We start from the raw sequence: 11,980 nt of genomic DNA, 5'->3' as shown, positions 1-11,980 counted from the left end.
ATCAGATGTGGATCAGCCGTGGTTAAAACCGGCCGCTTCATCTTCCGTAAGTGGATTAACCACCGGATGACTTTCGAAATGCTCAAGTGCTCGCTTCAGATCGTCAAGCAACAGGCTACCCAGGTCAAAACTCACGCCGTGGCGTACTAGAATACGTTGGATCACCAGATCTTCCCGATTAGCTGGCATGGAGTACGCAGGTACCTGCCAGCCGCGTGAGCGTAATTTATCGGCGAGGTCATACAACGTGTAGCCACCGATATTGGCGCCGTCTTTCAGTTTCCAGGCCAGCGCCGGGATGCCTTTACCACTGTCGCCATCAAACAGGATTTCAAACGGACCGAGCTTACCGATCTCGTCGGCAAGATACTGGGCCGTGGCATAGCAGGCGTTATGGACTTTGGCGTAGCCTTCGCGGCCAAGGCGTAAGAAGTTGTAGTACTGAGCGATGATCTGCCCACCAGGGCGTGAGAAGTTGAGCGCAAAGGTAGGCATATTGCCGCCAAGATAGTTGACGTTGAAAATAAGCTCTTCGGGCAGGTCTGCCGCTTCACGCCATACCACCCAGCCCGCACCCAGAGGGGCCAGCCCAAACTTGTGGCCTGAGGTATTGATGGATTTTACGCGGGGCAGGCGGAAATCCCATTCCAGATCGGGGGCACAGAATGGGGCAAGAAAGCCGCCGCTGGCACCGTCGACATGAATAGGAATGTCCAGCCCGGAGTCTTGTTGCAGCTTATCGAGTGCGTCGCTGACCGCTTTTACCGGCTCGTACTGGCAGGTAAAGGTCACTCCGAGGGTGGGGACTACACCTATGGTATTTTCATCGACTCGTTTCAGTACCTCTTCCGGGCTCATGATCAGACGATCGCCTTCCAGAGGGATTTCTCGCAATTCAACATCGAAATAACGCGCGAATTTGTGCCAGCAAATTTGCACTGGTCCGCAGATCATATTGGGTTTATCGGTTGTCAGGCCCTGCGCGGCACGCTTTTTGCGCCATTGCCATTTCAACGCCAACCCACCCAACATAGCGGCTTCTGACGAGCCAATGGTGGAGCAGCCCAGCGTAGTGCCTGGCGACGGTGATTTCCACAGGTCGGCCAACATGCGTACGCAGCGGGCTTCAATTTCGGCCGTTTGTGGATACTCGTCTTTATCAATCATATTTTTGTCGATGGACAGATCCATCAGGTCGCGAATTTCTTCATCAACCCAGGTCTGGCAGAATGTCGCCAGGTTTTGCCGTGAGTTACCGTCTAACATTAATTCATCGCGGATGGCACTAAATACGTGGCGAGGATTTCGCTCTGCGTCTGGAAACCCCGATTTCGGTAGTGAAATGGCCAAATCTAGCGAGGAATAAACATCATCATTAACATTGCTGCTATTTTTCTGGTTGCTTTTACTCATGAAAACCCTCTTGATTTTTATATGTCAATATACTCGGCAGGATCACGTAAATCCGTCCCCTATGCTCTACTAACGCCATCAAGTCTTGGCGTTAATTCTAGAACATTTTCTGAAAAAGACAGGAAATCATCATAAATATAATATTTAACCAGTAAAATCAGTAAGAAAGAGGCGTTCCTTGTTGGGTGTTTTGCCAATATTTTTTAAGCAAGAGTGTAGTGATTCATAGGGATAGTCGCACTGGGATTTTTGTGTCAGTAATTTAATCATTGTTACGTCATGGTTATAATAACATTAAATCTGTTAATGAGACTTTTCTCTCTACAGATAAGGTAATTCCCATGTTATCCACTGCAATCTAATGGTTTATTAATGAGGATATAAAATTATTGAAAAATAAAGCATTGTGAGGATTACGTTCTACAATTACTCTAAACAAAACCTGCAGTTACCCGCGAAGTCGGTTTGATTTGATAAGGAGTGATGTGTCATGCAGCAAAATCCGATGTTTCAGCCTGCCTGCGAACATTCTGAGGCATGCCTATGCCACAGCCCGGCATTTGTACGCATTAATACGGTATTAACCCGACAGGCGGCGAAAGCGCCGCCGATAACGACAGCCACGGTCGCAGCAGCAATACCCGCAGGGCAATCTACGCATTCCAATGCAACCGCTAGCGCAACGCAGCTGAAAGCGTTTATCAACGTACGGATTTTTGACGGGGTTTCTGACCAACTGCGCGAGGGGATGCAGGTTATCGTTGAAGGCAACAAAATCAAATCGATTGAACCTGCTGATACGCCTCCGCCAGCGGAAGCAACGATTATAGACGGCAACGGTGGCGTGCTGATGCCCGGCCTGATTGATGCGCACTGGCATGCCATCATGGCTCGCCCTTCCATGATGACGGCGATGACGGCCGATTTTAACTATATCCAGGCGCTGGCGATTGCCGAAGCGCAAGCAACGCTGCTGCGTGGGTTCACCACGGTCCGCGATATGGGCGGGCCTGTCTTTGGTCTGAAACGTGCGATTGATGAGCAGATTACGGTTGGCCCGCGAATTTACCCGTCCGGAGCATTTATTTCCCAGACCGGCGGCCACGGTGATTTTCGCATGCTCAGCGAAGTCCCACGCGCACCAGCGGACACTCTGAGCTATATCGAACGGGTAGGAATAACTGCCATTGCCGATGGCGCCGACCAGGTGTTGTTGCGCGCCAGGGAACAGCTGATGAGGGGGGCATCCCAGATCAAATTTATGGCCGGTGGCGGTGTCGCCTCACTCTATGATGGCATCGACGTGACGGAAGGCTCCGTGCCCGAAATCCAGGCAGCGGTGACCGCTGCGGAAAATTGGGGTACCTACGTGACCGTTCACGCCTATACGGCCCGCGCTGTCACCATGGCAATCAAAGGCGGCGTGAAATGTATCGAACACGGCCAGTTGGTGGATGAACAGACCGTGGAGCTCATGGCGCAACAGAATCTGTGGTGGTGCCTGCAACCTTTCCTGGACGATGAAGATGCCGTACCGATGGCGAATCCGGCTTCACGCGCCAAGCAACTGGTGATGTCCGCCGGAACCGATAACGCCTACCAACTGGCGAAAAAGCACCACATCAAGACCGCCTGGGGTACCGATACACTGTTCGACGCCCGGCTTGCCACACGTCAAGGCGCCCAGCTTGCCAAGCTGATCCGTTGGTATACGCCTCTCGAAATTCTTAAAATGGCCACCAGCGTTAATGCCGAACTTTGCGCGCTCTCCGGCCCGCGTAACCCTTATCCCGAGAAGCTCGGGGTGATAGAAGCAGGCGCTCTGGCCGATATGATCATTGTCGACGGCGATCCGCTAACGGATATTCAACTGCTGGCCCAGCCTGAGGAAGCATTTCAGATGATCATGAAAAATGGGCAAATTTATAAAAATACGCTGGAAAACAGCGCAGTTTAGTACAGCGCCGCAATGCGGTTTTGGGAGATAAAATGGCAAGCGCACACTCTTTTCGTCAGCGTAGGGGGCCTGTGTTTTTTCGTTCTGGCCATACGCGTTATGGAGCGTTGGCCTTATTGCTGGTCAGCACCTTTAGCCTCATCGGGTGTCGTGACTTTGGTGCGCCAGCATTTTCCTTGCTCGGCTCTTATTTCCCTGCCTGGCTAGCCTGTGCAGGGATTGGCCTCGTGGTGGCGATAGGGGCGCGCGTTCTGCTGATTTTTGCAGGAATTGACGAAGTTCTGCCGTGGCGGTTATTCGTCTATACCTGCCTGGCGCTCGCCGTAGCCTTTATGTCATCGCTTTTATTCTAAGTGCGCTAAAAATGAACACCTTAAAACAACAGGGCAATAAACGTCGTATAGCGATCGTCATTGGGGTGGTTATCGTTATTGCTGCCGCTATTTCAGGGTGGCTGACGCTGCGTCAAAACTCGTTAAATCCCACGTCGCAGGATACGGTCATCGGCGCCAGCGTGGTGAACGTCAGCAGCTCCGTACCTGGGCGTATTCAGTCCATTAATGTGACAGAAAACGGCAAGGTGCAACGGGGTGAGGTGATGTTCGCCCTCGATCCCACGATTTACCGTTTGCGGGTCGAGCAGGCGCGGGCGGAACTGCAGATGGCGCAAGCTGCCTGGGACACGCAGCATCGCACGATGATTGCAGAACAATCTAATGCAGCGATCACCGATGAGCAGGTTAACCGGGCGCGGGCCAACCTTAAGCTGGCAACTCAGACGCTGGCACGCATTCAGCCGCTGCTGGGCAAGGGCTATGTCACCGCCCAGCAGGTGGATGATGCCCAGACCGCCAAACACGATGCGGAAATCAGCCTGAAACAGGCGCTGAAGCAAACCGTCGCTTCGCAGGCATTAATCAGCAGCGCTGCGGAGTCTGAGGCTCTGCTCAGCGCACGCCGCGCCGCATTGGCCATTGCCGAACAAGAGCTGGAAAATACCCAGATACGAGCGCCGCACAATGGCTTGGTGGTGGGGTTGAATGTTTCGGCGGGGGAGTTTGTGATGCCGGACCAGGCGGTATTTACGCTGATTAATAGCGACCACTGGCACGCTTCGGCATACTTTCGCGAAACGGAGCTGGCGCACATCAAACCGGGGGATTGCGCCACGGTATATGTCATGGCCGATCGCCAGCGTGCGATTCAGGGCAGAGTGGAGGGCATTGGCTGGGGGATCAGCTCAGAGGAGCAGTTTAACATTCCACGTAATCTGCCTTATGTCCCGAAATCGCTGAACTGGGTGCGGGTCGAACAGCGTTTCCCGGTGCGGATCAACCTTAAAGATCCGCCGGCGGAGTTGATGCGAATTGGTGCCAGCGCGGTGGCAATAGTACGAGGCGACCATGGTTGCTGACCGCCCTGGGGCAGAATGTTGCGCCAGGTGAAGCGCGATTTGGCCTATTTCCCTGGCCGATTGGCGATGGCCTGGCGGGTCGGTGCGCTTTGTGCGCTGATGACGCTGGTTGCCATGCTGTATGGTATCCCCGAATCGGCGATTAGCTGCTATCTGATTTTGTTCGTGATGAAACCTGACGCCGCCGAAAGTATGGCGATGGCCATTGCGGTGACCCTGCTCGTTTCCATAGTGGTGGGGCTGATCTTGCTGATCCTGCCTTATACCCTGGAATCTGCGCCTTTACGCATGGCGGTGCTGGTCCTTAGCTCGTTTGCCTTTCTCTGGCTAGGCTCGGCGAGCAAGCTCGGGCCGGTGGGCAGCATTATTGCGCTGGTGATCGCTTTTATCATGTCGCTACTTGGCGATGCGCCGAATGGAGAATTGGCGGTACGTGCAGTGCTGTATGCCTGGCTGATGGCCGCATCCCCGATGCTGCTATTGGTAGCCTTTAATCTTTTCATCGGGCGGCCACCCTGGAAACTGCTACGCGCAAGTCTGGCAGAGCGCTTAGAGGTTGCCGGTGAGGCATTACGCCACCCGGATGCCCCCAGCCTGCATAAAGTAGAGGAGCTGCTGCGGGAAGGGCAGAGCGAACATCAACAGCGGGCTATGCTCGTGCGCATTTTCCATCTGCGGCCTGCCGCAGAGGCCGCCTGGTTAACCGCCGCTGTCAACAGCAGCTATCGGTTACTGTTGGCCATTTCAGCCCTCAATAAAACCGTACCGGCGTTAACTCGCCCTGAACTGGCAGACTGGTGCAGTTCTGCCGCCGAGGCCATTACCGCAGGCCGGGTGGTTGAACCCCCTGCGTTTAATCAGAGTGGCAAAAATGACGAAGTCATCCACGCGCTGGTGCAACTTGCAACGCCAGATAACGCGGTAGACACCAGTGCGCCAAAAGCCTCGTTTTTAGCCGCAGACGCCTTTACCAATCCCGTCCATCAGCAGTTTGCCTTAAAGACCACGGCGGCCAGCGTAATCTGTTATCTCGCCTATACCGCACTGGACTGGCAGGACATTCATACCGCCATGATCACTTGTTATGTCGCCGCGCTAGGCACGGCGGGGGAGACGGTGCACAAGCTGACGTTACGCATTGTTGGTTGCCTGATAGGCGCATTGATGGGCGTGCTTTCGCTGATTTTTATTGTTCCGTCGCTGAGCGATATCGGCCAGTTAATGGCGTTGGTATTCGGCGCGCTGCTGCTCAGTGCCTGGGTATCGAGCGGCAATGAGCGAATTGCTTATGCGGGCATACAAATCGGACTGGCATTTTTACTGACCGTGTTACATGGCTTTGGGCCGAGTACGGATTTGGGCGTCGCGCTCGACAGGGTGCTGGGGATCCTGCTGGGGAATCTGGTGGTGTATTTGATATTCACTTACGTGTGGCCCGTCGCCATTGCTGATTTTGTCCGCACTCGCATCCGCAGCCTGGTCGCAGGGTTAAGCAATCTGGCCGCGTTGCCGCCAACAGAACGCCCGGCAGCGATAAGACAGGCGGCAGAGGTTGAAGAAGAACTGACTACGGCACGGGAGGCGCTAAGGCTGGTTCCTTTTGAGCCAAGTTCGCTACGCCCCCGCCCGAAGAATACCGGCGTCTGCAAGCGATCCTTGGCGAAATGGAAAACCTCTGTCCGGCGCTGTTTTTGCCCTTTGATAAGTCCTCCTCCGATGTGGAACGGCTTAGGCGACTTTCCTCGAGCAGTAGAGTGATTAATCCCTCAGTACCAACAGGCAGCAACAACGGTTTGCCACCCGCCGTTGAACTTGAGATCCAACAAAGCATCAGGCGACTTGAGGAACTTCTTGGATGAAGCCGCGCACTCAGACTTTCAAAATACGAACTTTCAGCACGGCAGTGGGGCTGTGTCTGTTAGCAGGCTGTGCCACGGACCAACTGGCGTTGGCCCCGGCTAGCCCTTCCTCTCCCTGGACACCTGACGGCATCAGCAGTCATGAATTTGCTGTTCCGGCCAACCCGGCGGTAGCGGAACTCCCTGCACCGCCTGCGATCAATCAGACACAGGTCTACCAGTTACCCGAACTTATCGACATCGCCCAGATGCAAAACCCGGATACCCGCATTGCCTGGCAGCAGGCGCGGCAGGCTGCGCTGGGTGTCGGCATGGCTGAAGCGACATTTTTGCCAATGATTTCAGCCAGCGTCATCGGTGGTTATCAAAGAACGCACACGCCATTGCCCTATGACATTGACGGCCAACACGATGTGGATACCTCCGGCAGCGCGGTAGTACCGGCACTGGCGTTACAGTGGTTAATCTTCGATTTTGGCCAGCGTAGCGCTTTGCAACAGGCAGCTAAGCACACCTCCTATGCCGCCAACGTCGCCTTTAACGGTATGCATCAAAAGATTATTTATGATGTTACGCGCAGCTATTACCAATACGGTGCGGCCCAGTCACGCCGCAAAATAGCGCAGGAGACGCTGCGCAATAGCCAGAAAATCCTCGATGCTGCCTTGGCGCGTAATAAGAATGGCGTCGCGACAACGGTGGAAGTCGCGCAGGCACGCCAGCAGGTCGCGCAGTCGGAACTGAATCGCGTTGTGGCGCAGGGAACGGAACGTGACGCATGGCAGGCCTTACTGGCGGCCATGGGCATTTCTGCCTCATCGCAAATCAAAGTAGGCTATGCCGAGGATAAACCCTTGCCGCAGACGGCCAGTGCGCCAACCCAGCAGATGATTAAGCTGGCGCTCTCCCAGCGGCCAGACGTATTGGCAACTTATGCTGCTGCCCAGGCCGCAACCGCAGGCATCAAGGCAGCAGAGGCGGACTTTCTGCCGAAGGTCTATCTTGCGAGCGCGGTCGCGGGTGGCGATGGGCGCTTTGATATGCAGGGATTGCCGCCCATTGGCCAGCAAACGTCCTCCTCAAGTATTCTGTTGGGCGTTACCGTACCGCTTTACGATGGTGGAATACGAGCTGCCCGCGTGAAAGAGGCCGAATCACGTGCCGCCGTGGCAAACGAGACTTTCCAAAAGACGCAGGAGGCTGCGGTTCGAGAGATTATCGTGGCGGCAGATACGCTGCAATCCGCGCTAGAAGCCAACCAGGCAGCCTTGAACCTGGTAAAAACCGCGTTTATTACCTACGACGCCGCGCTGGAGTCTTATCGCAATGGCGTGGGGACCATCACCGTAGCCAACGAGGCTGCCAATGGTCTGCTCTATGCGCAACAGATGAGTACCGATGCTCATGCGGCAGCACTGATCGCGGCGGCTAATTTAGCCTTTGTGATGGGCAAAATGACTCACGTTGACCCAGAGTAATTCAGGAGCGGGAAACCTACCGCTATCAGCATAAGGAAGAAAAGCATGACATCTCCATTCTCGGCACTGATCATCGGTGCATCACGCGGAATAGGTTTAGGCATTGTCAGGCAGCTATCCATGCAGGGCTGGCAGGTAGTTGCAACCTGTCGCGGCGCGGTGCCTGCCGATAGCCCGGCTGACACGCAATGGCTGAAGTTAGATGTCAATCAACAGGATGAAAGGATTGCCCTGAAAGAACGGCTGTTGTCGCAGCAATTCGATCTTATCTTTATCAACGCAGGTGTTTACGGGCCCGCCCATCAGGACGTTGCCCAGGCGAATGATGATGAGATCGTTGAACTGTTTATGACCAATACCTTTTCCCCGGTTCGCTGTGCGGCAGCGTTAATACCGTTGGTGAAACCGCAAACCGGCGTAATGGCGTTGATGACTTCGGAGTTGGGCAGTTTAAATGAGAACGACGCGGCGACCTATCCGCTGTACGCCGCCAGCAAGGCTGCTCTGAATATGTTAACGCGCGGATTGCGTGATACCGCCGCACAGCGGGAGGTGACTTTGCTGTCGGTGCATCCGGGCTGGGTACAAACGGATATGGGCGGAACCAATGCCACGCTGACTGTCGAACAAAGCTGCTCTGGCATTGTGAGCCAGGTTCTGGCCTGGCGCGGCAAAGGAGGGCATCACTTTATTGACTATGCTGGCAACGTGTTACGTTGGTAAAACACATTTTCGTAGGGCGCAGTATGCTGCGCCCATTTAACTCCGGTGCCAATCTTCCCCTCCTCGGCCTGTACAGGGATTAAGGGAGGGGAAAGTGGTAACGCTATCCTTACTTACTTCAATTCAGGCCAGTAGTCCTTGTTCGCCTCGATCAAGTCATCAAGTATTGCTTTGGCAACTGATGCGCTAGGCACGGTTTTCGACAGCGTAATGGCTTGCCACAGTTTCTGATAAGAACGCTGTTCCCAGGCATCGACCACCAGTTTTTCTACCGCCACCTGCTGGCTCATCAGCCCTTTCTGGAATTGCGGGATATTGCCAACCACCAGCGGTTGCGGGCCGCTTTTGCCAACCAGACAGGGGATCTCGACCATGGCTTCCGGATCGAAGTTATTAATAGCGCCGTTGTTTGGCACAATCAACAGCATGCGCTCCTGGGTGTTGAAGGCGATGGCGGTTGCCAGATCGACGATGTAGGAGGCATGCTCATCGATTTCTAACTCACCTGCCGAGGATTTCCCCGCCTGGATAATGGCATTGCAAGAGCCGAAGACGTGCTTCTCGCGGTGATCCATGACTTCGTTAGCGCGGGTACGCTCCGGGTTGGAATGCTCTACTACGTAGTCCGGGAACAGATAGTATTTCAGGTAAGTATTTGGGAAAGTTTCTGGATCCAACGCCCAGACATCTTTCGCTTTGGCAAAGGTGTCATTCCAACTAGCCTCTGTACCATGTTCATCTGATGGCGGAACGTAGCCAAATTTAGCCACGTATTCGCGGATTTTAGGCATCAAGTCGTTGCCCTGAAGATCCTCAATAGACGTCCACCAGCCGAAGTGGTTCAGCCCGTAGTAACGCACGCGCATCTCTTTGCGGTCTTTCAGGCCAGCAATTTGCGCCATGCGGCTTTCAATGCCGATTGGCATATCGCAGATGTTGAGGATTTTCGCCGTTGGGCGCAGACGACGGGTTGCTTCTGCCACAATCGCCGCCGGGTTGGAATAGTTCAGCATCCAGGCGTTTGGCGAGTATTGCTCCATGTAGTCGGCAATTTCCAGTACGCCGCCGATGGAGCGCATGCCGTAAGCAATACCACCTGGCCCGCAGGTTTCCTGACCAAGCACGCCGTGGCGCAGAGGGATTTTTTCGTCTTTTTCACGCATCGGGTATTTGCCCACGCGGATGTGTGCCATCACGAAATCCACATCGGTAAATGCCACTTCGGGGTCGGTGGTGTAGCTGAATTCGATGTCTGGTGCCTGCTCTTTCAGGATAATTTTGCACGCTTCGGCAATGGTTTCCTGGCGCGCACCATCGTTATCATAGAATTTCAAGGCGCGCAGCGGGAAACGATGCTGGTTTGCCAGTAACATCAGTACGATACCAGGAGTGAAGGTGCTGCCACCGCCAGCTACAACTACAGAGAATTTATTCATGATACTGCCTCCGTCATGGATTTAAGTTCGCTCGAAGAAGCGTCTTTCATCAGGTTTTCGATCTGGTCGCGGACCTGCGGGACGTTCAGCCCCACAATCACCTGTATACCGTTGCCGCGTCGCACCACACCGTGGGCACCCAGCGCTTTAAAAATGTCGTCGCTTTGCGTCAGCGACATATCCACCAGGGCAATACGCAGGCGGGTCGCACAGTTGTTAACGCTCAGGATGTTGCTTGCTCCGCCAAGTGCTTCGAGAAAACCGGCAGCCTGGCCTTGTTTGGTTTCTTTCGCTGCCGTAGTTTGCTGGCGGGATGCTTGATAGTCCGCCTTGCTGTAGAGCTTGATTTCAGCCTCTTCGCGGCCCGGCGTTTTCAGATTGAAACGTAGAATCAAGGTGCGGAACACCAGGAAGTAGATAGCGGTAAAGGCAAGTCCAATGCCAATCTGAATAAACATCATTGATGCGTGGTTGTGGAACATCGGGATCCAGTTTTGTGGCAGGAATTGGTCTAGCAGACCGCCGCCCATATTGCCCACCACGCCGCACATATACATGACCGTCGCCATGGTAGCGGCCAGAAATGCGTGGACGACAAACAGTACCGGCGAGATAAACAGGAAGGTAAATTCCAGTGGCTCGGTAATGCCGACCAGCATCGCCGTTAACGTGGCGGGGATCAGCAGGCCTGCCACCTTCACTCGATTTTCAGGTGCCGTGGTGGCGTAGAGAGCCAGCGCAATCCCCAGACAGCCAAACACCTTCGAGTTACCGTGCAGCGCAAAGCCACCTTCTGGGAACAGCGTTTTCAGCGGCAGCGTACTCTGACTGAACTCCTGCAAATGCTGCGCCCAATAAACCTGAATGCCTCCTTCCACGACTGCCGGACCATAGACAAATGGGCCGTAGATGAAGTGATGAAGCCCTGTCGGGATCAGGATGCGCTCAAGGAAGGTGTAAACCCACACGCCGAGCGAGCCAGCGCTGCGCAGGAATTCCTGCAGTGATTCAATTCCCATCTGTACTTTTGGCCAGCCGAACAGGGTTAGCCACGCGCAAGGGATCATGACAAAGAAGGCAACAATGACCACGAATGAACTGCCTTGGAAAATACCGAGGAAAACGGGGAGTTGTTTATCGAAATAGCGGTTATGGATAGCGGTGACCAATCCGGAAATCACAATCGCACCGATAATACTGGTATCGAGCGTTTTGATGCCGGCAATCATCGTGAGCCCGGTTCCCGCCACCGGGTCGACGTTAAAATCAACGCCAAAGTACTGACCCCAGGTCATTCCCATTGCGTTAATGAAGTAGTTCCAGGTCATGAAACTGACTAGTACGGCCAGGCAGGCGCGGCCCTGAGCCTGTTTTGCCAGGCCAATCGGTAAACCCACGGCGAAAATCAGTGGCATATTACGAAATACCGTCCAGCCGCCTTCTTCAATAATGTGGACGATTTGCGCAAATAAGTTATCGGGTGCAGTGAGCGCTTCACCGACAAACATCGGGTTACGCAGCATAATGGCGATACCGACCACAATCCCGGCAAACGGGAACAGCAGGACCGGGGTAAACATTGCGCCACCAAAACGTTGTATTTGACTGAGCATTTTAAATCCTCATGTAACAACCTGTAGGGGAAGTGACCTTATTCTTTAACGCGGGTCTGAGAAGCAGAGTAGGGAGTACCTGAGGGG

8 protein-coding genes and 1 pseudogene are annotated in these 11,980 nt (G+C 54.2%); 6 read left to right on the top strand and 3 right to left on the bottom strand.

Translation table 11 applies throughout. The features are described from left to right. Positions 1-12 precede the first annotated feature (12 nt). Positions 13-1,413, bottom strand: a complete 1,401-nt coding sequence (locus D9980_RS10815) for a glutamate decarboxylase (RefSeq protein WP_121607289.1) — start codon at positions 1,411-1,413, stop codon at positions 13-15. Between the two features lie 490 nt (positions 1,414-1,903). Here D9980_RS10815 and D9980_RS10810 point away from each other — a divergent pair, with 490 nt between their 5' ends. The 6 genes and pseudogenes from D9980_RS10810 to D9980_RS10785 all read left to right on the top strand — a co-directional run bounded on the left by D9980_RS10810 (position 1,904) and on the right by D9980_RS10785 (position 8,844). Continuing rightward, positions 1,904-3,370, top strand: a complete 1,467-nt coding sequence (locus D9980_RS10810; protein WP_121607288.1) for an amidohydrolase family protein — start codon at positions 1,904-1,906, stop codon at positions 3,368-3,370. Between the two features lie 107 nt (positions 3,371-3,477). Beyond that, on the top strand, positions 3,478-3,723 hold the full coding sequence (locus tag D9980_RS10805) for a YtcA family lipoprotein (protein WP_037375583.1): 246 nt from the start codon (positions 3,478-3,480) through the stop codon (positions 3,721-3,723). An 11-nt stretch (positions 3,724-3,734) separates the two neighbouring features. Further along, entirely contained in the window at positions 3,735-4,784 is a 1,050-nt protein-coding gene (gene mdtN, locus D9980_RS10800) for a multidrug transporter subunit MdtN (RefSeq protein ID WP_121607287.1), read from the top strand. A gap of 15 nt (positions 4,785-4,799) precedes the next feature. Then, positions 4,800-6,643, top strand: a pseudogene (locus tag D9980_RS10795) (FUSC family protein). Continuing rightward, on the top strand, positions 6,640-8,121 hold the full coding sequence (locus D9980_RS10790) for a TolC family protein (RefSeq protein WP_121607286.1): 1,482 nt from the start codon (positions 6,640-6,642) through the stop codon (positions 8,119-8,121). The pseudogene D9980_RS10795 and the gene D9980_RS10790 overlap by 4 nt, the downstream one beginning before the upstream one ends. Before the next feature lie 45 nt (positions 8,122-8,166). Continuing rightward, positions 8,167-8,844 carry an SDR family oxidoreductase gene (locus D9980_RS10785; RefSeq protein WP_121607285.1) on the top strand — a complete coding sequence of 226 codons (678 nt, stop codon included), beginning with the start codon at positions 8,167-8,169 and terminating at the stop codon, positions 8,842-8,844. A 113-nt stretch (positions 8,845-8,957) separates the two neighbouring features. Here D9980_RS10785 and D9980_RS10780 read toward each other — a convergent pair whose 3' ends face one another. Then, on the bottom strand, positions 8,958-10,280 hold the full coding sequence (locus tag D9980_RS10780) for a 6-phospho-alpha-glucosidase (RefSeq protein WP_024485164.1): 1,323 nt from the start codon (positions 10,278-10,280) through the stop codon (positions 8,958-8,960). Beyond that, on the bottom strand, positions 10,277-11,893 hold the full coding sequence (locus tag D9980_RS10775) for an alpha-glucoside-specific PTS transporter subunit IIBC (protein ID WP_121607284.1): 1,617 nt from the start codon (positions 11,891-11,893) through the stop codon (positions 10,277-10,279). The genes D9980_RS10780 and D9980_RS10775 overlap by 4 nt, the downstream gene beginning before the upstream one ends. Positions 11,894-11,980 lie beyond the last annotated feature (87 nt).

The sequence above is a fragment of the Serratia sp. 3ACOL1 genome, from assembly GCF_003668775.1.
In the GTDB taxonomy this organism is placed as follows: Bacteria; Pseudomonadota; Gammaproteobacteria; order Enterobacterales; family Enterobacteriaceae; genus Chania; species Chania fonticola.
Note: the sequence above shows the minus strand (reverse complement) of the source record. Positions and strands in the feature narration are given on the sequence as shown.